The organism is Pseudomonas sp. Marseille-Q1929 (genome assembly GCF_017316265.1).
GTDB lineage: Bacteria > Pseudomonadota > Gammaproteobacteria > Pseudomonadales > Pseudomonadaceae > Aquipseudomonas.
Genome location: NZ_JAFLWU010000035.1, coordinates 1 through 20,856, shown reverse-complemented (window position 1 = coordinate 20,856; position 20,856 = coordinate 1). Strand labels below are relative to the sequence as shown.

The 20,856-nt window shown below is 61.1% G+C and carries 21 protein-coding genes; 13 read left to right on the top strand and 8 right to left on the bottom strand.

Going from position 1 to position 20,856, the window contains the following annotated elements:
* Nucleotides 1–299: 299 nt before the first annotated feature.
* Nucleotides 300–1,595, bottom strand: a complete 1,296-nt coding sequence (gbcA, locus tag J1G37_RS25670) for a glycine-betaine demethylase subunit GbcA (protein ID WP_207046256.1) — start codon at nucleotides 1,593–1,595, stop codon at nucleotides 300–302.
* A gap of 282 nt (nucleotides 1,596–1,877) precedes the next feature.
* On the opposite strand from gbcA, the gene gbcB reads away from it, so the two are divergent.
* The gene (gene gbcB, locus J1G37_RS25665; RefSeq protein WP_124527192.1) at nucleotides 1,878–2,978 is read left to right on the top strand and encodes a glycine-betaine demethylase subunit GbcB; all 1,101 of its coding nucleotides are present in this window, start codon (nucleotides 1,878–1,880) and stop codon (nucleotides 2,976–2,978) included.
* A 117-nt stretch (nucleotides 2,979–3,095) separates the two neighbouring features.
* Here the strand turns inward: gbcB and J1G37_RS25660 are convergent, their stop codons facing one another.
* Together J1G37_RS25660 and J1G37_RS25655 are read right to left on the bottom strand one after the other, a co-directional pair.
* Nucleotides 3,096–3,296, bottom strand: coding sequence for a hypothetical protein (locus J1G37_RS25660; protein ID WP_207046254.1), 201 nt, complete (start codon nucleotides 3,294–3,296; stop codon nucleotides 3,096–3,098).
* Between the two features lie 173 nt (nucleotides 3,297–3,469).
* Complete coding sequence (locus tag J1G37_RS25655) at nucleotides 3,470–4,510, bottom strand: low specificity L-threonine aldolase (RefSeq protein WP_207046252.1); 1,041 nt, start codon at nucleotides 4,508–4,510, stop codon at nucleotides 3,470–3,472.
* Nucleotides 4,511–4,600: 90 nt separating this feature from the next.
* On the opposite strand from J1G37_RS25655, the gene J1G37_RS25650 reads away from it, so the two are divergent.
* The 8 genes from J1G37_RS25650 (at nucleotide 4,601) to fdhA (ending at nucleotide 14,432) form a co-directional block, all read left to right on the top strand.
* Nucleotides 4,601–5,323, top strand: coding sequence for a TraX family protein (locus J1G37_RS25650; protein WP_207046250.1), 723 nt, complete (start codon nucleotides 4,601–4,603; stop codon nucleotides 5,321–5,323).
* A 237-nt stretch (nucleotides 5,324–5,560) separates the two neighbouring features.
* Nucleotides 5,561–6,814 carry a serine hydroxymethyltransferase gene (glyA, locus tag J1G37_RS25645; protein ID WP_207046248.1) on the top strand — a complete coding sequence of 418 codons (1,254 nt, stop codon included), beginning with the start codon at nucleotides 5,561–5,563 and terminating at the stop codon, nucleotides 6,812–6,814.
* A 22-nt stretch (nucleotides 6,815–6,836) separates the two neighbouring features.
* Nucleotides 6,837–8,087 (top strand): sarcosine oxidase subunit beta, encoded by a 1,251-nt coding sequence (locus J1G37_RS25640; RefSeq protein ID WP_010207084.1) that lies wholly within the window; start codon nucleotides 6,837–6,839, stop codon nucleotides 8,085–8,087.
* A 15-nt stretch (nucleotides 8,088–8,102) separates the two neighbouring features.
* Nucleotides 8,103–8,405, top strand: coding sequence for a sarcosine oxidase subunit delta (locus J1G37_RS25635; protein ID WP_017738445.1), 303 nt, complete (start codon nucleotides 8,103–8,105; stop codon nucleotides 8,403–8,405).
* Nucleotides 8,402–11,419, top strand: coding sequence for a sarcosine oxidase subunit alpha (locus tag J1G37_RS25630; RefSeq protein ID WP_207046246.1), 3,018 nt, complete (start codon nucleotides 8,402–8,404; stop codon nucleotides 11,417–11,419). Before J1G37_RS25635 ends, J1G37_RS25630 begins: the two co-directional genes overlap by 4 nt.
* A gap of 124 nt (nucleotides 11,420–11,543) precedes the next feature.
* A complete protein-coding gene (soxG, locus tag J1G37_RS25625) occupies nucleotides 11,544–12,176 on the top strand; it encodes a sarcosine oxidase subunit gamma family protein (RefSeq protein ID WP_017738447.1) in 633 nt (210 codons plus the stop codon).
* 10 nt (nucleotides 12,177–12,186) lie between these two features.
* Nucleotides 12,187–13,044 carry a formyltetrahydrofolate deformylase gene (gene purU / locus J1G37_RS25620; RefSeq protein ID WP_016977808.1) on the top strand — a complete coding sequence of 286 codons (858 nt, stop codon included), beginning with the start codon at nucleotides 12,187–12,189 and terminating at the stop codon, nucleotides 13,042–13,044.
* A 188-nt stretch (nucleotides 13,045–13,232) separates the two neighbouring features.
* The gene (gene fdhA / locus J1G37_RS25615) at nucleotides 13,233–14,432 is read left to right on the top strand and encodes a formaldehyde dehydrogenase, glutathione-independent (protein ID WP_207046244.1); all 1,200 of its coding nucleotides are present in this window, start codon (nucleotides 13,233–13,235) and stop codon (nucleotides 14,430–14,432) included.
* Between the two features lie 50 nt (nucleotides 14,433–14,482).
* Here the strand turns inward: fdhA and J1G37_RS25610 are convergent, their stop codons facing one another.
* The 4 genes from J1G37_RS25610 to J1G37_RS25595 form a co-directional block, all read right to left on the bottom strand.
* Nucleotides 14,483–14,857: a hypothetical protein gene (locus tag J1G37_RS25610; RefSeq protein ID WP_207046241.1), complete on the bottom strand. Its 375-nt coding sequence runs from the start codon at nucleotides 14,855–14,857 to the stop codon at nucleotides 14,483–14,485.
* Between the two features lie 145 nt (nucleotides 14,858–15,002).
* Nucleotides 15,003–15,461, bottom strand: a complete 459-nt coding sequence (locus J1G37_RS25605) for an anti-sigma factor (RefSeq protein ID WP_207046239.1) — start codon at nucleotides 15,459–15,461, stop codon at nucleotides 15,003–15,005.
* Nucleotides 15,462–15,546: 85 nt separating this feature from the next.
* Nucleotides 15,547–16,224 carry an anti-sigma factor gene (locus J1G37_RS25600; protein WP_207046237.1) on the bottom strand — a complete coding sequence of 226 codons (678 nt, stop codon included), beginning with the start codon at nucleotides 16,222–16,224 and terminating at the stop codon, nucleotides 15,547–15,549.
* Complete coding sequence (locus tag J1G37_RS25595) at nucleotides 16,221–16,847, bottom strand: sigma-70 family RNA polymerase sigma factor (RefSeq protein WP_242551735.1); 627 nt, start codon at nucleotides 16,845–16,847, stop codon at nucleotides 16,221–16,223. Before J1G37_RS25595 ends, J1G37_RS25600 begins: the two co-directional genes overlap by 4 nt.
* A gap of 151 nt (nucleotides 16,848–16,998) precedes the next feature.
* Here J1G37_RS25595 and J1G37_RS25590 point away from each other — a divergent pair, with 151 nt between their 5' ends.
* The gene (locus J1G37_RS25590) at nucleotides 16,999–17,568 is read left to right on the top strand and encodes a DUF2780 domain-containing protein (RefSeq protein WP_207046235.1); all 570 of its coding nucleotides are present in this window, start codon (nucleotides 16,999–17,001) and stop codon (nucleotides 17,566–17,568) included.
* Nucleotides 17,569–17,803: 235 nt separating this feature from the next.
* Nucleotides 17,804–18,640 (top strand): hypothetical protein, encoded by an 837-nt coding sequence (locus tag J1G37_RS25585; RefSeq protein ID WP_207046233.1) that lies wholly within the window; start codon nucleotides 17,804–17,806, stop codon nucleotides 18,638–18,640.
* A gap of 17 nt (nucleotides 18,641–18,657) precedes the next feature.
* Here the strand turns inward: J1G37_RS25585 and J1G37_RS25580 are convergent, their stop codons facing one another.
* Nucleotides 18,658–19,572, bottom strand: coding sequence for an acyltransferase (locus tag J1G37_RS25580; RefSeq protein WP_207046231.1), 915 nt, complete (start codon nucleotides 19,570–19,572; stop codon nucleotides 18,658–18,660).
* 197 nt (nucleotides 19,573–19,769) lie between these two features.
* Between J1G37_RS25580 and J1G37_RS25575 the strand changes: the two genes are divergently transcribed.
* A complete protein-coding gene (locus J1G37_RS25575; protein WP_124527179.1) occupies nucleotides 19,770–20,270 on the top strand; it encodes an ATP-dependent zinc protease in 501 nt (166 codons plus the stop codon).
* 9 nt (nucleotides 20,271–20,279) lie between these two features.
* The coding region (locus tag J1G37_RS25570; RefSeq protein WP_242551734.1) for a response regulator at nucleotides 20,280–20,856 on the top strand (577 nt) is incomplete at its 3' end.

Here is a 20,856-nt window from a genome sequence, read left to right as displayed (position 1 = left end):
CGGTTCTGTGGATAAGGTGTTTGCGTACCGCTACAGGCCACGGTTTACGCTGCTTGCAGAGTTGTGGTTAAAAAATGATCAGTGTCTGCTTGAAACCGTCTACTTGAATAAGTCACGGATTTTCTTCAGTTAATTGGGGGACGCAAGCACAGTTGCCCACAATTGCTGTGGGTGTCTTTGTGGATAAGTTGTTGGGTAAAGGCTGGAGGGCAGGGCAGGAGTGGGCTGCAAGGGTGTTGCTCAAATCTTGAACACTGAGAGGGGAAATGTGGGAGCGAGCAAGCCCGCTCCCACAGTTTTTATTCGTGTACGGCAACACCCTTGAGGTAGGGCGCTGGTGCCGCGCCCAGGTTGCTGAGCATGCGCTCGCTGTACCAATCCACAAAGTTCACCACGCCAAACTCATACGTCTTGGAGTACGGGCCAGGCTGGTAGGCCGTGGAGTTGATGCCGCGCTGGTTTTCTTCGGCCAGGCGACGGTCCTGGTCGTTGGTCGCGTCCCACACCTGGCGCATGCGCTCCACGTCGTAGTCCACGCCTTCGACGGCGTCCTTGTGCACGATCCACTTGGTGGTGACCATGGTTTCCTGGGCGCTGATCGGCCACACGGTGAACACGATGATGTGGTCGCCCATGCAGTGGTTCCACGAGTGAGGCAGGTGCAGGATGCGCATCGAGCCCAGGTCCGGGTTCTGGATGCGGCCCATCAGTTTGGCGCAGCCCTGCTTGCCGTCGAGGGTCATCGATACAGTGCCCTTGAGCAGCGGCATGCGCACGATACGGTTACGCAGGCCGAAGCTGGCGTGGGCGTAAGGGATTTTCTCGGCGTCCCAGGCAGCAGCGGAGGCGGCGACGTGATCCTTGAAGGCCTGGTCGGCGCGCGGGTCGGTGACGTCGTCCCATTCCAACAGGGTTTTCAGCAATTCGGGGTGCGACGCGTTGCAGTGGTAGCACTCGCGGTTGTTTTCCAGCACCAGCTTCCAGTTGGCTTTTTCGAACAAGGTGGTCTGGATCGCCACCTTGGTGTTCTCCATGTCGTACGGTTCCATGTAATGGTTCAGCGTCGACAGGAAGTCATCGATGGCCGGTGGGTTCTCGGCCAGGCTGATGAAGATGTAGCCGCCGGCAGTCTTCACGTTCACGGGTTTGAGGCCGTATTGCTTCATGTCGAAGTCGGCGCCCATCTCGGTGCCGGCGAACAGCAGGCGGCCGTCCAGTTCGTAGGTCCACTGGTGGTAGTGGCAAACCAGCTTGGCGACCTTGCCCTTGTCGCTGGTGCACAGACGCGAACCGCGGTGGCGGCACACGTTGTGAAACGCATGGACCACGCCTTCGGCGCCACGGATCACGATGATCGGGTTCTTGCCCACTTGCAGGGTCAGGTAGTTGCCCTTGGTGGGGATCTCGCAGGTCATGCCGGCGATCAACCACTCTTTCTGGAAGATTTCCTGCATGTCGATATCGAACAGCCGCTCATCAGAGTAAAACGGCTGTGGCAGCGAGAAGGTGCGCTCGCGCTCTTGCAGCATGTGCGCGGTGGCCTTGCGTGCGGGTTCCAGCGGATCGCCCAAGCTTAAGGTTGCGGTGACGTCCATCGTGTGTGTCCTCATGGCCATTCTGTGTGGCCGGCGAATAGTGGCTACGGTTGGTGCAGTGCAAGGCGTAAAGAAAGCGTCGTTGTTGGCTGCGAGTGTGGGGCCGCCGATGCGACGAACCTTATCCATGGGCGACATGGCCCAATCTGATCCCGACGCGCAACCCTAGGTAGTTGGGGCCTGGTCGCGATAAGTATGTGAATGTCGCAGATAGGTAAATGGGCGAATCCGGCGTTACGCAGAATCGCCACCATAAGGCCGACGTCGGCGGTGGAGAACAACATGTCTAACAATTTCCTGAATCCGGTAACCACCCAGACCTGGGCCAATGGTCGGCACATTGTCCGTTGCGTCAAAGTCATCCAGGAAACCTGGGACGTGCGCACCTTCTGTTTTATGGCTGATCAGCCGATCCTGTTCTTTTTCAAACCGGGGCAGTTCGTCACCCTGGAGCTGGAAATCGAAGGCCAGCCGATCATGCGGTCGTACACTATTTCCAGCTCGCCGTCGGTGCCCTACAGCTTCTCGGTGACGATCAAGCGTGTGCCGGGCGGCAAGGTGTCCAACTGGTTGCATGACACGTTGCACGAAGGCCAGGAGCTGGCGGTGCACGGGCCGGTGGGGTTGTTCAACGCCATCGACTTCCCAAGCCCGAAAGTGCTGTACCTCAGCGGCGGCGTGGGGATCACCCCGGTGATGTCCATGGCGCGCTGGTTCTACGACACCAACGCCAACGTCGACATGACGTTTATCCACAGCGCCCGCTCGCCCAAGGACATCATCTACCACCGCGAGCTGGAGCACATGGCGTCGCGCATCGACAACTTCAGCCTGCACCTGATCTGTGAAAAACACGGCCTGGGTGAACCTTGGGCGGGTTATCGCGGCTACCTGAACCACAAGATGCTGGAATTGATGGTGCCGGACTTCCTGGAGCGCGAAGTGTTCTGCTGCGGGCCGACGCCGTACATGAATGCGGTGAAGCGCTTGCTGGAAGTTGCCGGTTTCGACATGGCGCGTTATCACGAGGAATCCTTCGGCGCGACGCCACCGGAAGCCCGTGCCGATGCGGTGGAACAAGCCGAACAGGCCGCCGATGCGCCGGAAGTCGATCTGGCGGATCTGCACCAGGTGGAATTCATTGCCTCGGGCAAAAGCATTCGCGTCGCCCCCGGCGAAACCGTGCACGCGGCGGCGGCCAAGCTTGGCCTGTTGATCCCGAAAGCCTGCGGCATGGGGATCTGCGGGACGTGCAAGGTGATGAAGCTGGGCGGCGAAGTCGAGATGGAACACAACGGCGGGATCACCGAGGAAGACGAAGCCGAGGGTTACATCCTGTCGTGCTGCAGCGTGCCCAAAGGCGACGTACGCATCGAGTTCTAACCGCGAGCGCAGTCCAATGTGGGAGCTGGCTTGCCTGCGATAGCGGTGTGTCAGCTACCTATAAGGTTCTGATGCTCCGCTATCGCAGGCAAGCCAGCTCCCACATGCGTGGGGTGGTTACTGGGCGTAGATGTGCACGACGAAATGCTGGCCTGATGCTGTCAATTCATAGACTTTATCGTAGATCCGCAGTGTCCTGGATGGCTCGCGGATGGTGTCGCCGACTTTGGCGGATTTCCTGAACTCATCCCAGTCGATGACGGTGGTGCTGACAGTGTCGTCGTTTTGCAGGGTATTGCCGTTGCTTTGATATTCCATGGTTTCGCTCTCTGCTGGATTTCCGTTTCCGGCCGATGGTTCGGCAGGCAGTTGGGCCCGAAAGGTGGCCGCTGCAGCGGCCTTTTCCTTCCGGGTTCCAAGAGGCTAGTCAATGAAAATGCAGTGCGCTGCTGTCAGAAATATCAAATAACAGACTCGGCATTGCGCCAGTATCAGGCGCCCATCACTTTCCGAATATCCGCCGCCAGTTCTCTTACGCGCTCTTCCTCGGTATCCCACGCACACATGAAGCGCGCGCCGCCTTTGCCGATGAAGGTGTAGAAGCGCCAGCCCTTGGCCGTCAGCGCGGCAATCGCCGGTTCCGAGAGTTGCAGGAACACGCCGTTGGCTTGCACCGGGAACATCAGCTCTACGCCCGGAATGTCGGCTACCAGGCTGCTCAGCAGTTGCGCGCAATGGTTGGCGTGGCGTGCGTGTTTGAGCCAGGCGTCGTTTTCCAGCAGGCCCACCCACGGGGCAGACAGGAAGCGCATTTTCGACGCCAGTTGGCCGGCCTGTTTGCAGCGGTAGTCGAAGTCTTCGGCCAGTTTGTGGTTGAAGAACAGGATCGCCTCACCCACGGCCATGCCGTTCTTGGTGCCGCCAAAGCACAGCACGTCGACGCCGGCTTTCCAGGTCAGGTCGGCCGGCGAGCAGCCAAGGAACGCGCAGGCGTTGGAGAAGCGCGCGCCGTCCATGTGCAGGTTCAGCCCCAGCTCTTTGCAGGTGGCGCTGATGGCGCGGATTTCGTCGGGGGTGTACACGCTGCCGACTTCCGTGGCCTGGGTCAGGGTGACCACGCGGGGTTTGGGGTAGTGGATGTCCTGGCGCTTGAGGGCGATCTCGCGGATCGACTCCGGGGTCAGCTTGCCGTTTTCAGTGCGGGCGGTGAGCAGCTTGGAACCGTTGGAGAAAAACTCCGGCGCGCCGCATTCGTCGGTCTCGACGTGGGCCGTTTCCGAGCAAATCACGCTATGGTAGCTCTGGCACAGCGAGGACAGCGCCAGGGAGTTGGCGGCGGTGCCGTTGAAGGCGAAGAACACTTCGCAGTCGGTTTCAAACAGGTTGCGGAAACCGTCGGCGGCGCGGTGGGTCCATTCATCGTCACCGTAGGCACGTTGATGGCCCTGGTTGGCTTGTTCCATGGCGGCCCAGGCTTCCGGGCAGATGCCGGAATAGTTGTCGCTGGCGAATTGTTGGCTCTTGTCGGTCATGGCCCATTCCTGTGGTCGATGTTGGTGCGCACTGTAACCAAGATTGTCGGGGGTGCGCACGCACTGTAAATGTAAAGTCGTTGGGGAATTATGCACGCTACTCACACCTTGCCTGTCGGACCTGTCCGAGATGGCGCTTTGGACTTGCTCAAATGGCTGGCGCTGCTGTGCATGGTGCTCGATCACCTGCGCTATGTCGGGTTGAGCCTGGATGGCCTGTATGTACCGGGGCGCCTGGCGTTTCCGTGGTTTTGCCTGGCGATTGCGGCGAACCTGCACCGGGTGAAAAACGCTGCGGTCAGTTGGCGTTACCTGGGTTGGCTGCTGCTGTTCAGCATGATCAGTGAGGTGCCGTATCGGATGTTTATCGACGATGCCGATACGTTGAACGTATTGCCGACCTTGGCGCTGGGCCTGCTGGTTGCACGAGGATGGCAGCAGAAGACGCTTTTTGATCGAGGATTGGCGCTGATTTCCGTCGCGATAGCCGGGGTGTTTTCCGCTCAGTTGATGTTCGGTTTTTTCGGCGTATTACTGCCGCTGGCACTGTTGCTGGTGTTCAGCCGTCCCTGGTATTTCAGCGTATTGCCGGGGTTGGTGTGTGTGGCGGCCAATCAATGGCAGGTTCTGCTCAATAGCGACACGCTGGTGGCGAAGTTGGGGTTGGCCGCATGCCTGATTGCGCCATTGGCGGGGGTGTTCTTGTTGCGACATGCCCAAAGTGTGTCTCCACCCGCTATGCGGCGCTGGGCGTATAGCCTGTATCCACTGCATTTCCTATTGCTGCTACTCATCCGCAAGATCATCGCCTAACCCCTGTGGGAGCTGGCTTGCCTGCGATGCAGGCACCTCGGTGTGTCAGTTGCACCGAGGCGATGCCATCGCAGGCAAGCCAGCTCCCACAGGGGGCGGTGCACAATATTCCGGCAATGTCGTAAACGCACCTTTGCGTGGCGTGCGTAGGCATTTGATCTACCAGCGCCAGCCCTACCATCGCATCAAAGGGCCCTGCACCGGGCCTCAACAATACGAAAGGCTGGGAGAGACGCGATGTTCAGCAAACAAGACCAGATCCAGGGATATGACGACGCACTGCTGGCGGCCATGAACGCCGAGGAGCAGCGCCAGGAAGATCATATCGAGCTGATCGCGTCAGAGAACTACACCAGCAAACGTGTGATGGAAGCGCAAGGCAGCGGCCTCACCAACAAATACGCCGAAGGCTACCCGGGCAAGCGCTACTACGGTGGTTGCGAGCATGTGGATAAAGTCGAGGCCCTGGCCATCGAGCGCGCCAAGCAGCTGTTCGGCGCCGACTACGCCAACGTGCAGCCGCACTCCGGTTCCTCGGCCAACAGCGCGGTGTACCTGGCGCTGATCAATGCCGGCGACACCATCCTCGGCATGAGCCTGGCCCACGGCGGTCACCTGACCCACGGCGCCAAAGTGTCGTCCTCGGGCAAGCTGTACAACGCGGTGCAATACGGCATCAACACCGACACCGGCCTGATCGACTACGACGAAGTCGAGCGCCTGGCCGTCGAGCACAAGCCGAAAATGGTCGTGGCCGGTTTCTCTGCCTACTCCAAGACCCTGGACTTCCCACGCTTCCGCGCCATCGCCGACAAGGTAGGCGCGCTGCTGTTCGTCGACATGGCCCACGTCGCCGGCCTGGTTGCCGCTGGCCTGTACCCGAACCCGCTGCCGTATGCCGACGTGGTCACCACCACCACCCACAAGACCCTGCGCGGTCCACGGGGCGGCTTGATCCTGGCCAAGGCCAACGAAGAGATCGAAAAGAAACTCAACGCTGCCGTGTTCCCCGGTGCCCAGGGCGGCCCGCTGATGCACGTCATCGCCGGCAAGGCCGTGTGCTTCAAGGAAGCGCTGGAGCCAGGCTTCAAGGCGTACCAGCAGCAAGTGATCGACAACGCCCAGGCCATGGCCGAGGTGTTCATCAAGCGCGGGTATGACGTGGTGTCCGGCGGTACCGATAACCACCTGTTCCTGGTCAGCCTGATCCGTCAGGGCCTCACCGGCAAAGAGGCGGACGCCGCCCTCGGCCGCGCCCACATCACCGTCAACAAGAACGCCGTGCCGAATGACCCGCAGTCGCCGTTCGTGACCTCGGGCCTGCGCATCGGCACCCCGGCGGTGACCACGCGTGGTTTCAAAGTGCCGCAGTGCATCGAACTGGCTGGCTGGATCTGCGACATCCTCGACAACCTCGGCGACGCCGATGTCGAGGCCAACGTGGCAGAGCACGTGTCTGCCCTGTGCGCTGATTTCCCGGTTTATCGCTGAGCGCGGTTTTGGAGTAATGACTATGCAACGCTACTCGGGCTTCGGCCTCTTCAAGCACTCCCTCAGCCACCACGAAAACTGGCAGAAGATGTGGCGCACGCCGACCCCCAAGAAGGTCTACGACGTGGTCATCGTCGGCGGCGGCGGGCATGGTCTGGCGACCGCCTACTACCTGGCCAAGGAGCACGGCATCACCAACGTGGCCGTGGTCGAGAAAGGCTGGCTGGGCGGCGGTAACACCGCGCGCAACACCACCATCGTACGTTCCAACTACCTGTGGGACGAGTCGGCGCACCTGTACGAACACGCGATGAAACTGTGGGAAGGCCTGTCCCAGGACCTGAACTACAACGTGATGTTCTCCCAGCGTGGCGTCTACAACCTGTGCCACACCCTGCAAGACATCCGTGATTCCGAGCGCCGCGTGAGTGCCAACCGCCTCAACGGCGTCGACGGCGAGCTGCTCAACGCCAAGCAGGTTGCGGACGAGATCCCGTACCTCGATTGCTCGAAGAACACCCGCTACCCGGTCCTTGGCGCCACCGTGCAACGGCGCGGCGGCGTGGCCCGTCACGATGCCGTGGCGTGGGGCTTTGCCCGTGCTGCCGACGCCCTTGGCGTGGACTTGATCCAGCAGACCGAAGTGATCGGCTTCCGCAAGGAAAACGGTGTATGCATCGGCGTGGAAACCAACAAGGGCTTTATCGGCGCCAAGCGCGTCGGTGTGGTCACGGCCGGTAACTCCGGGCACATGGCCTCGCTCGCGGGCTTCCGCCTGCCGATCGAATCCCACCCGCTGCAAGCGTTGGTGTCGGAGCCGATCAAGCCGATTATCGACAGCGTGATCATGTCCAACGCCGTGCACGGTTACATCAGCCAGTCCGACAAGGGCGACCTGGTGATCGGCGCCGGTATCGATGGCTACAACGGCTACGGCCAGCGTGGTTCGTACCCGGTGATCGAACACACCATCCAGGCTATCGTCGAAATGTTCCCGGTGCTGTCGCGCGTGCGCATGAACCGTCAGTGGGGCGGCATCGTCGACACCACGCCGGATGCGTGCCCGATCATCTCCAAGACCCCGGTACCGAACATGTTCTTCAACTGCGGTTGGGGCACCGGTGGCTTCAAGGCCACACCGGGCTCAGGCAACGTGTTTGCCGCCAGCCTGGCCAAGGGTGAAATGCACCCGTTGGCGGCACCTTTCTCCATCGACCGTTTCCACAACGGTGCGTTGATCGACGAACACGGCGCTGCGGCCGTCGCCCACTAACAGGAGAAATTTCCTATGTTGCATATCTTCTGTCCTCACTGTGGCGAACTGCGCTCCGAAGAGGAATTCCACGCGTCCGGCCAAGCGCACATCCCGCGCCCGCTGGACCCGAATACCTGCACCGATGAGCAGTGGGGCGACTACATGTTCTTCCGCGACAACCCGCGCGGCCTGCACCACGAACTGTGGATTCACGCCGCCGGTTGCCGCCAGTACTTCAACGCGACCCGCGACACCCTGACCTACGAAATTCTTGAAACCTACAAGATCGGTGAGAAGCCACAATTCACCGCCAAGGCCTCTGGAGAGAAGGTATGAGCCAGACCAATCGCCTGTCCAACGGTGGCCGGATCGACCGTAACAAAGTCCTGACGTTTACCTTCAACGGCCAGACCTACAAGGGCTTTGAAGGCGACACCCTCGCCGCAGCCCTGTTGGCCAACGGCGTCGATATCATCGGCCGCAGCTTCAAGTATTCGCGTCCTCGCGGCATCTTTGCCGCCGGCGCCGAAGAACCGAACGCCGTGTTGCAGATCGGCGCTACCGAAGCCACCCAGATCCCCAACGTGCGCGCCACGCAACAGGCGCTGTACCAAGGCCTGGTCGCCACCAGCACCAACGGCTGGCCGAACGTCAACACCGACGTGATGGGCATCCTTGGCAAAGTCGGCGGCAAGCTGATGCCGCCGGGTTTCTATTACAAAACCTTTATGTACCCGCAGTCGTTCTGGATGACGTACGAGAAGTACATTCGTAAAGCAGCCGGCCTTGGCCGCTCGCCGACCGAGAACGACCCGGACACCTACGATAACTTCAACCGTCACTGCGACGTGCTGGTGGTCGGCGCAGGCCCCGCCGGTCTCGCTGCCGCATTGGCTGCCGCCCGCAGCGGTGCCCGCGTGATCATCGCCGACGAGCAGGAAGAGTTCGGCGGCTCGCTGCTCGATTCCCGTGAAAGCCTCGACGGCAAGCCGGCGGCGGAATGGGTCGCCAGCGTCATTGCTGAACTGAAAGCCCTGCCCGACGTGGTGCTGCTGCCCCGCGCCACCGTCAACGGCTACCACGACCATAACTTCCTGACCATTCACGAACGCCTCACCGACCACCTCGGTGACCGTGCGCCGATTGGCGTGGTGCGCCAGCGTATCCACCGCGTGCGCGCCAAGCGTGTGGTACTGGCGACCGGTGCGTGTGAACGCCCGCTGGTTTACGGCAACAACGATGTGCCGGGCAACATGCTCGCCGGTGCAGTGTCGACCTACGTGCGTCGCTACGGCGTGGCACCGGGCAAGAAGCTGGTGCTGTCGACCAACAACGACCATGCCTACCGTGTTGCGCTGGATTGGTTGGATGCGGGCCTGCAAGTGGTCGCCGTCGCTGACGTACGCCACAGCCCACGCGGCGCATTGGTTGAAGAAGCCCGCGCCAAAGGCATTCGTATCCTCACCGGCAGCGCCGTGGTCGAAGCCCGTGGCACCAAGCGTGTGACCGCTGCTCGCGTTGCTGCGATTGACGTCAAGGCACACAAAGTCACCAGCCCCGGCGAGTGGCTGGACTGCGACCTGGTGGCCAGCTCCGGCGGCTACAGCCCGGTGGTCCACTTGGCCTCGCACCTGGGCGGCAAGCCGACCTGGCGTGAAGAGATCCTCGGTTTTGTACCGGGTGAAGCACCGCAGAAACGTGTGTGCGTGGGTGGCATCAATGGCGTCTACGGCCTCGGTGACTCCCTCGCCGATGGTTTTGAAGGCGGCGTGCGCGCGGCCAGTGAAGCCGGTTTTGCCCCAGTGGAAGGCACTCTGCCAAAAGCCTTGAGCCGTCTGGAAGAGCCGACGCTGGCGATCTACCAAGTCCCGCACGACAAGCCAACCGCACGCGCACCGAAGCAATTCGTCGACCTGCAAAACGACGTGACCGCCGCTGCCATCGAACTGGCGACCCGCGAAGGTTTCGAGTCGGTCGAGCACGTCAAGCGCTACACCGCGCTGGGCTTTGGTACCGACCAGGGCAAGCTGGGTAACGTCAACGGCCTGGCGATTGCCGCCCGTTCGTTGAACGTGACCATCCCGCAGATGGGCACCACCATGTTCCGCCCGAACTACACGCCGGTGACCTTTGGCGCCGTAGCCGGTCGTCACTGTGGGCACATCTTCGAACCCGTCCGTTACACCGCGCTGCAAGCCTGGCACGTGAAGAACGGCGCCGAGTTTGAAGACGTCGGCCAGTGGAAACGCCCGTGGTACTTCCCGCGCAACGGTGAAGACCTGCACGCCGCGGTGAAACGCGAATGCCTGGCCGTGCGCGACAGCGTCGGCCTGCTGGATGCGTCCACCCTCGGCAAGATCGACATCCAGGGCCCGGATGCCCGCGAGTTCCTCAACCGCATCTACACCAACGCCTGGACCAAGCTCGACGTGGGCAAGGCGCGCTACGGTTTGATGTGCAAGGAAGACGGCATGGTCTTCGACGACGGCGTGACCGCCTGCCTCGCCGACAACCACTTCCTGATGACCACCACCACCGGCGGCGCAGCCCGCGTACTCCAGTGGCTGGAAATCTACCAACAGACCGAGTGGCCAGACCTCAAGGTGTACTTCACCTCGGTCACCGACCACTGGGCCACCATGACCCTGTCTGGCCCCAACAGCCGCAAGCTGCTGGCGGAAGTCACCGACATCGACCTGGACAAGGACGGCTTCCCGTTCATGACCTGGAAAGAAGGCTTGGTCGGCGGCGTACCGGCGCGGGTGTTCCGGATTTCGTTTACCGGTGAGCTGTCGTACGAAGTCAACGTGCAGGCCGACTACGCCATGGGCGTGCTGGAAAAAATCGTCGACGCCGGCAAGAAGTACAACCTGACCCCGTACGGCACCGAAACCATGCACGTGCTGCGGGCCGAGAAGGGCTTCATCATCGTCGGCCAGGACACCGACGGCTCGATGACCCCGGACGACCTGAACATGGGTTGGTGCGTCGGCCGCACTAAACCGTTCTCGTGGATCGGCTGGCGCGGCATGAACCGTGAAGACTGCGTGCGTGAAGAGCGTAAGCAACTGGTGGGCTTGAAGCCGGTCGATCCGAAAGTGTGGCTGCCGGAAGGCGCGCAGTTGGTGTTCGATCCGAAGCAGTCGATCCCGATGAAGATGGTTGGTCACGTCACTTCCAGCTATGCGCACAACTCCCTCGGTTATTCGTTTGCGATGGGCGTGGTGAAGGGCGGCTTGAAGCGCATTGGCGAGCGGGTGTTCTCACCGCAGGCGGATGGCAGCGTGATCGAGGCGGAGATTGTGTCTTCGGTGTTCTTTGACCCGAAAGGCGATCGCCAGAACATCTGATGGACCGCGTCGCCTGCATCGCAGGCAAGCCAGCTCCCACATTTGGAATGCATTCCCCTGTGGGAGCCGGGCTTGCCCGCGATGAGGCCAGAACAGACACCACAGCATTCAGAACAGGTGCTTTATGACAGCAGCCAATGTGTACCAACAACGCCCAACCACCGGGGCCAAGGCCGAGTCGTCGCTGCACCATGCCGACCTCGCCAGCCTGGTCGGCAAGGGCCGCAAGAACGCCGGCGTGACCGTGCGCGAAAAGAAACTCCTGGGCCACCTGACCATCCGTGGCGACGGCCATGATGCAGCCTTCGCCGCCGGCGTACACAAGGCCCTCGGCATCGAACTGCCAAGCGCCCTGACCGTGATCGTCAAAGGCGACACCAGCCTGCAATGGCTCGGCCCGGATGAGTGGTTGCTCATCGTGCCCAGCGGTGAAGAATTCGCCGCCGAACAAAAGCTGCGTGACGCCCTGGGTGAGTTGCATATCCAGATCGTCAACGTCAGCGGCGGCCAGCAGATCCTTGAACTGAGCGGGCCGAACGTACGCGATGTGCTGATGAAGTCCACCAGCTACGACGTGCACCCCGACAACTTCCCGGTGGGCAAGGCGGTGGGCACGGTGTTCGCCAAGTCGCAACTGGTGATCCGCCACACGGCTGAAGACACGTGGGAGCTGCTGATTCGTCGCAGCTTCTCGGACTACTGGTGGTTGTGGTTGCAGGATGCCTCTGCCGAATTCGGCCTGAGTGTCCAAGCCTGAGGAATGACCCATGAGCCGCGCACCTGATACATGGATTTTGACCGCCGACTGCCCCAGCGTGCTCGGCACGGTGGACGCGGTCACCCGCTACCTGTTCGAGCAGGGCTGCTACGTTACCGAGCACCACTCGTTTGATGACCGGCTTTCCGGCCGGTTCTTCATCCGCGTGGAGTTCCGCCAGCCCGACGGTTTTGACGAGCAGGGTTTCCGCGACGGCCTGGCCACGCGGGGTGAAGCCTTCGGCATGATCTTCGAGCTAACGGCGCCGAACTACCGGCCAAAAGTGGTGATCATGGTCTCCAAGGCCGATCACTGCCTCAACGACCTGCTGTATCGCCAGCGCATCGGCCAACTGTCGATGGACGTGGTCGCGGTGGTGTCCAACCACCCCGATCTGAAACCGTTGGCCGACTGGCACCAGATTCCCTACTACCATTTCCCCCTCGACCCCAACGACAAACCTTCACAGGAACGTCAGGTGTGGCAGGTGGTGGAAGACACCGGCGCCGAACTGGTGATCCTTGCGCGCTACATGCAAGTGCTGTCGCCGGAGCTGTGCCGCAAACTTGATGGAAAGGCCATCAACATTCACCACTCGTTGTTGCCTGGGTTCAAGGGCGCGAAGCCGTATCATCAGGCGTACAACAAGGGTGTGAAATTGGTCGGCGCCACGGCGCATTACATCAACAACGATCTGGATGAAGGCCCGATCATCGCCCAGGGCGTGGAGGTGGTGGATCACAGCCACTATCCCGAAGATTTGATTGCCAAGGGGCGGGATATTGAAGGGCTGACGTTGGCCCGGGCCGTTGGGTATCACATTGAGCGGCGGGTGTTTCTCAACGCCAATCGCACGGTCGTTCTTTAGATCGCTATCGCGGGCAAGCCCGCTCCCACATGTTTGGCCGTGTGAACCCGATCAAATGTGGGAGCTGGCTTGCCTGCGATGAGGCCCTGACAAACAACGCAAAAACAGCATCTGTAACCCGAGCACTTAAACGCGCTGCCCAACCAACGGGCAACGCGGTTCCATAAAAACAACAGCGAGGTGAAAGCATGTCTGGTAATCGTGGTGTCGTGTATCTCGGCAACGGCAAGGTCGAAGTACAGAAAATCGACTATCCCAAAATGCAGGACCCCCGTGGCAGGAAGATTGAGCACGGCGTCATCCTGCGCGTGGTCTCCACCAATATCTGCGGCTCCGACCAACACATGGTGCGCGGCCGCACCACTGCCCAGGTCGGCCTGGTGCTCGGTCATGAGATCACCGGCGAAGTGATCGAGATGGGCAGCGGCGTCGAAAACCTGAAAATCGGCGACCTGGTCTCGGTGCCGTTCAACGTCGCCTGCGGTCTGTGCCGCTCCTGCAAAGAACAACACACCGGCGTGTGCTTGAGCGTCAACCCGGCCCGCCCGGGCGGTGCCTACGGCTACGTCGACATGGGCGACTGGACCGGCGGCCAAGCCGAGTACGTGCTGGTGCCATACGCTGACTTCAACCTGCTGAAACTGCCGGACCGCGACAAGGCCATGGAAAAAATCCGTGACCTGACGTGCCTCTCCGACATTCTGCCCACCGGTTACCACGGCGCCGTGACTGCGGGCGTTGGCCCTGGCAGCACCGTCTACATCGCCGGTGCCGGCCCGGTCGGCCTGGCCGCTGCCGCGTCTGCTCGCCTGTTGGGTGCGGCCGTGGTGATTATCGGCGACGTCAACCCGATCCGCCTGGCTCACGCCAAGGCCCAGGGTTTTGAAATTGCCGACCTGTCCCAGGACACGCCGCTGCACGAGCAGATCGCTGCTTTGCTGGGCGAGCCGGAAGTGGACTGCGCAGTGGACTGCGTAGGCTTCGAAGCCCGCGGCCACGGGCATGACGGCGTCAAGGCCGAAGCGCCGGCCACCGTGCTCAACTCGTTGATGGGTGTGGTGCGCGTGGCGGGCAAGATTGGTATCCCTGGCCTGTACGTGACCGAAGATCCAGGTGCTGTGGATGCCGCCGCGAAGATGGGCAGCCTGAGCATTCGCTTTGGCCTGGGCTGGGCCAAGTCCCACAGCTTCCACACCGGCCAGACGCCGGTGATGAAGTACAACCGCCAGCTGATGCAGGCGATCATGTGGGATCGTATCAACATCGCTGACATCGTTGGCGTGGAGGTGATCAGCCTGGATCAAGCGCCAAAAGGCTACGGCGAATTTGATGCCGGTGTGCCGAAGAAGTTTGTGATTGATCCGCACAGGCTGTTCAGCGCGGCGTAACCCTTAGCGTCTGAAAAAAAAGCGACCGAAAGGTCGCTTTTTTTTGCCGGTCATTTCGGTGTTGAGAGCCGCAGATAGGGGGTTGAGGTCACGCCGTTTTTGTTCACGGCCTTACCGCCGTAGTCGCAATAAATCCTGCCGTCCCGTTCGTGGATCTGTTCGGGCTGGAGTTCGTACTCCTTGCCCAGGTAGTCGTCGTCAGTCCCGGCAGTTTGCCCCACCCATGTCTTGCCGTTGGCGGTGACGGTGTATTGGTAACCGTCGCCGAAGGGGGAAGGGATATCCGGGTCGGTATAGGGCACTGAGCGAATACTGCCAGTGGCCGGGCATTGGCTGGTCGTGATGCTTTGGGAGGCAGGCGCGGGTGATTGCTGGCTGCCGAGGGCGCCGAGCACCGCAAAAAAGTTGGGTATTAATCCGATCATAAACCTCACAGCTCCTTGTTTTATGGCTGAGCCTCCACGCTACGGGTTAGCGAAGAGGCTGCCTTGGGTGGGCTGTGAGGCGGGTTCAGTTCCGTATGCACTGAACGTCAATTATCGGAATAACCTGCGACGCACGCGTTGTGTATCAGCGAATGGCCAATGCGCCTTGGTACACCGTCGGCCCCGTCGGCTGTTTGCTCACCGAGCCGCCTTTGGTTTCCGAACTCACCATCAGCGCTACCGGCTTTTTGATGGTTTCCTGTTGGCGCGGGTTGAGGCCGATGATGCCTTTGCCATCTTCTGGCAACAGGCCAAGGGACACCGGCACGCCGTCCTCGGGGATCGCCCACAGTTCCAGGCTCTGGTCTGGCGCAACGGCGCTGGCGGCAATCGGTTGCACTTCCAGGTAGTCCTTGTGGGCCATGATCTGCGCCGCAGGCTGCTGGGCCGTGGTCACCAGGGTGGCGGCGGATTTGACCGAGTCCTGGGTGTACAGGGCGCCGCCGACACCGGCGAGTACCACAAGACAAGCACCCACGAAAAGACGTGGGCGGTTCCAGAACGAGGGCTTGTACTCAATCACTTGGGGGTCGATCGTAGTCATAGGTCTCTTCCTGACAAATTTTGTAGTTGATTTATGGACCTTGTGCGAGGCGATGGGTTCCTGAGCCCATCGGCCGTGATCTTCGTTAAAGTGATGCCAATTGGCCTTGATATAGCACAGGGCCAGTAGGTTGGCCGGTCGGCGAACCGCCCCGTGGTTCCAGGCTGACGGCCAGGGTCAGCGGCTTGATGAGCAAGGCTTGCTGGGCCGTGCTCAGTTGAATCCGGCCTTTTCCACTGGCCGGTACAAGGCCCAGGGAAATCGGTTTGCCATCGCTGGGAACTGCCCACAGCTCCAGGTCACGCGCGGGCTCCACAGCGGTCAATGCCAGCGCCTCGATTTGCAGGTGATCGCCCACCGCCTGCACCCGCAACGCCGGCTGCTGGCTGGCGTTGAGCAGGGTGGCGTTGTACGTCACGCCGGGATCGCGCGGGTACAACACGCCCACCAATAGCGCCACGCCCACCGCGCAGGCGGCCGCCAGCAGGCGCACATTGCGCCACACCGGTTTCTTCACCGGCAGATGCAGCACTTGCGGCTCGATGCGTGCCTGGATGCCTGCCCACACGTGGTCTGGCACCGGGTGTTGCGGTAGCCCGCCGGACAGGCTGGCGAGGGCGTCCTGCCAGTGGCCGAGTTCGACGCGTAGCGCCGCATCCTCCAGCAGCAGGCTGTCAAAACGCCGACGGGCGGTAGCTGGCATCAGCCCAATGGCATAGTCGGCGGCGAGGGCGCGGCGCAGGGGGGTGGTCTGATAGTTCATGATTCAAGGCACCTGCGCAGGCGCTCCATGCCGCGACGGATCCAGGATTTGACCGAGCCCAACGGCGCTGCCATGTGTTCAGCCAGCTCCGTGCATGACAGGCCCTTGAAGTACGCCACACTGATCGATTGGCGTTGCACGGCGTCAAGGCTGTCGAGGCAGCGGTTCAGCGCATGGGCGCCACGTTCGCGGTCGAGCTGTTCGTGGGCGCTGGGGCCATCGTCGAGCAGGGCGTCCTGTTGGCCGTCGGCCAGCGGTTGTTCGCGGCGTTTGCGCAATTGGTCGATGGCCAGGTTGCGGGTGATGTTGACCATCCACGTCATCGGTGCCGCCAGGTGGGCCTCGTAGCGCGAGGCGTTGTACCAGATGCGCACAAAGGCTTCCTGCAACACCTCTTCGGCGAGGTCCGGGCGCCCCATGAACCGCAGGGTGACGCCGTGCAAGCGCGGCGAAACACTGCGGTAGAGCGCCTCGAACGCCTGGCGATTGCCAGAGGCAGTTTGGGCCAGCAGGTCGCGCAACGGGTCTGCATCGTGAGTCGAAATAGGGCTTCTCCAGGCCCTCGAATGAGGGCGGCAGGACTGCGCACGGTAGGCAAAGGGTAGTTCAACTTGTGCGTTCATTCCATGCGACTCCCGGCGGTTCTGCAGGGATATACGCGGTGGTGGACGATTCGGATGCAGCCTTTTCTGAACCCATCTCAATGTGGGAACAATCCTCCGGGATTGCCAGTCAAACGCCCGCTCTTAGTTCCTACATCCAGAGGTTGTTCCAATGAAGATTTCACGCGGTTTCGCCCTTTCCTGCCTGATGACCCTAGCAGCCGGCCCGGTGTTCGCCGCAGGGTTCAGCCTGGGTGATGTTGCCAATGCCGTTTCCGGCGCCCAAGGTAACAACAAGGCGGCGGCTGCAGCCCCGAGTTCCCAGACCGCTGGCCTGCTGAGCGCCTTGACCTCCCAACTCAACATCACCCCCGAACAAGCCGTCGGCGGCACTGGCGCGATGCTGGGGCTGGCCAAGAACAAACTCAGTGGCTCTGACTACTCGCAATTGGGCGGCAGCGTGCCGGGCCTGGACCAACTGGCGGGCAACAATGCCTTGGGTAGCCTCGGGGCCTTGAGCGGGATGCTCGGCCAAGCGGGCGGCAGCAAGACCAGTGGTCTGGACGGTCTGCTGGGCAATGTGAAAAGCACCAATGACCTGAACACCGCATTCAGCGCCCTGGGCATGGACAGCGGCATGATCGGCCAGTTTGCGCCGGTGATCCTGCAATACCTGGGTGGTCAGGGGGCGAGCGAGTCGGTACTGGGCAAGCTGGCCCAGGCGTGGGGTGCTGGCAGTTGACTGTGCTTACCTGAAGTATGCAACGCCTACAGTGATAGCGGCGGTGTCTTCAGGGGGGGGCGCCGCAGCGCAATAAGGAGCAATAAGTTATGGCGAACCGCGGGGAACTGTAGGAGTTAAGAGGGCCACGCAGTAGTACCTTTTACAGCATCACGATCGGTGATCGTTAAAGGTTAAATCAACTAACGCAGTGGTGAACCTAATGACATCTCTTAACCCCCAGAACGCTGTTCACATGACGATGCAGAATCTTTACAACCAGCTCAGTAACCTGGCGCAGAGCAATAAGCCTGGCCAGCCTGACGCAAATGTAACGCAACGCTTGGGGCTGCCAGAGGGGTTGCTGCAGGACTTGCGTCATGACTTGAAGGCCGTACTTGATGGCAGGAATCCTGATAAGGCAGTTGATAACCTGCTGAAAGGGCTACAAAAATTCCAGGAGTTTGTCCGTCCTGAAGATTCTGGCAGCAATAAGGTTGCGAAAGAATGGCCGGCCGACAAAGAGTTTCCCAGCGACGGTATTGCTTTTGTGATGGGTAAGAACGGCCAGCCAGAGCAGGTCAAAATGCCGAAAGAATGGCCAGCCGACAAAGAGTTGCCCAGCAACGCTATGCACTTGGTGAAGGGAAAAAACGGCCAGACAGAACAGGTCAACATGCCGAAAGAGTGGCCGGCCGGCAAAGAGTTGCCCAGCGACGCTATGCATTTGGTGAAGGGAAAGAACGGCCAGACAGAGCAGGTCAAAATGGCAAAAGAACGGCCCGCTGGCCTAGGGCCGTCGCGCGACGGTATTGATTTTGTGATGGGCAAGGACGGTAAACCCAAACAGGTCTCACCCACTGAATCACAGTACCTGAAGTCGCAAGCGTCAGGTTCACTGGAAGCCAAATCTGACAATGTAATTGCGAATCTTAAAAAGTTCCTGGACGCCAGCGCTAACGGAGAAAATGCCGGGCAGACCCTGGAGGCTGTTCGAGGGGCGATAAAAGACCTTGTGGGCAGTGGTGCTTTGGCCAACAACCCTGAACAGGTACGAAAAGCTCTGATGGAGAGCATACGTGCCAACGCTTGAGCGTTGGTTTCAAAGCGCTAAGGCTCTTGGGATTGATGACTGATCCCGACGCTTTTATTTGAAAGCTCTTGAATACGCAGGTCCTTCACTTTCCAGAGCTGGTTCACCCAGCTCTGGACGGTCTGGCGAAACGCCGGATCGTTCTCGTAATCCCCTTGCCACAACGCCGGTTCCAGTTCGCGGGTGCGGATATCAATGATCACTTTCGGCACTGCGCCGCTGATCAAGTCCCAGAACCCTGGCGTCTTCTCCTGTGGATAAACCACGGTGACATCGAGGACCGCGTCCAGTTGTTCACCCATCGCCGCCAACACAAACGCCACGCCGCCCGCCTTGGGCTTGAGCAAGTGGGTAAAGGGTGATGCCTGCTGCGCCCGTTTTGCCTCTGTAAATCGCGTCCCTTCCAGATAATTGACCACCGTCACCGGCTGGCGCTTGAACAGCTCGCACGCCTGTTTGGTGATCTGCAAATCCTGCCCCGCCAGCTCCGGGTGCTTGGCCAGGAACGCCTTGCTGTAGCGTTTCATAAACGGGTAATCCAGCGCCCACCACGCCAAGCCGAGGAAGGGCACCCAGATCAGTTCTTTTTTCAGGAAGAACTTGAAGAACGGCGTGCGCCGGTTCAGGGCCTGGATCAGCGCGGGGATATCGACCCAGGATTGGTGATTGCTGATGACCAGGTAGGACGTGTCGGTGCGCAAGTCGCCGCCACCGCGAATGTCCCATTGGGTGGGGATGCACCGCGCGAAAATCAGCTTGTCGATCTCGGCCCAGGTCTCTGCAATCCACATCACCGCCCACGACATGGTGTCGCGCGAGCGGCCGGGAGCGACCAGTTTGAGCAGGGCAAACACCATCAACGGACCGATCAGGACCAGGGTGTTGAGCAACAGCAGCAGGGTGACAAAACAGCCGGTGAGCAGGCGGCGCATAAGCAACTCTTGGATTCTTGTGGGCGGGCCATGATAAGCAAGGTGAGTCTAGAGGCCAAATCGCAAAGCGCTGGACGAATGTGGGCGTGACGCAGAGCGTCACAGGAGGCATTCCCACGCGGAGCGTAGGAACGAGCTAACTAACCCGCGCTTTTGCGGTCTAGAATCCGCCTACTTCTTTCCGAGGACATGCCTTCGTGAAACTGTTACTTGCTGCGTTCGCCCTGGTTGCCGTGCCCGTCATGGCCGCCGAACCGACCCTCTACGGTCGCTACGAATACATCCAATTGCCGGAGATCGGCGAAACCTTCAAGGCCAAGATGGACACCGGCGCCCTGACGGCCTCGCTCTCTGCGCGCAACATCGAAACCTTCCAGCGTGACGGCGACGACTGGGTGCGCTTCCGCCTCGGCGGCAAGGACGCGTCCGACAAGGTCTACGAGCACAAAGTCTCGCGCATCAGCAAGATCAAGAGCCGCGCCGACGAAGACGACGACAAGGACGAGGCCACCGTGGCCAAGCGCCCGGTGATCGACCTGGAAATGTGCCTGGGCAACGTCAAGCGCACCGTCGAGGTCAACCTCACCGACCGCAGCAGCTTCAACTACCCGCTGCTGATCGGCGCCAAGGCCCTGCGTGAATTTGGCGCAGCGGTGAACCCAGCGCGTCGTTACACTGCGGACAAACCGGACTGCTGACAGACCCCCATGCCCAACATCCTGATTGTCGAAGACGAAGCGGCGATAGCCGACACGCTGATATTCGCCCTGCAAGGCGAGGGGTTCACCACCACCTGGCTGAGCCTCGGCCAGGAGGCGCTGGCCCATCAGCGCCAGGCCCCGGCCGACCTGATCATCCTCGACATCGGCCTGCCCGACATCACCGGCTTTGAAACCTGTAAGCAACTGCGCCGTTTCAGCGAAGTGCCGGTGATGTTTCTCAGCGCCCGCGACGGTGAGATTGACCGCGTGGTGGGCCTGGAGATTGGCGCCGACGATTATGTGGTCAAGCCGTTCAGCCCCCGGGAAGTGGCGGCACGGGTCAAGGCGATCCTCAAGCGCGTCGGCCCCGGTGTGGCGCCGGCGGTGTTCCAGGTCGACCTGGAACACCGCCGGCGCCACACCGGGGGCCCGGCCCCGCGCCCCACCCCCCACCAATTCCCCCCCCCGCACAGCCCGCCGGCCCACCCCGCCCCCCCGGTCCGCCCCCCGCCACTGCCGGACGCGGGCGGCGGGGGGGGGGGGGCCCCGCGGGGGCGGCGCAACGCCGCCCCATCTCACAGGC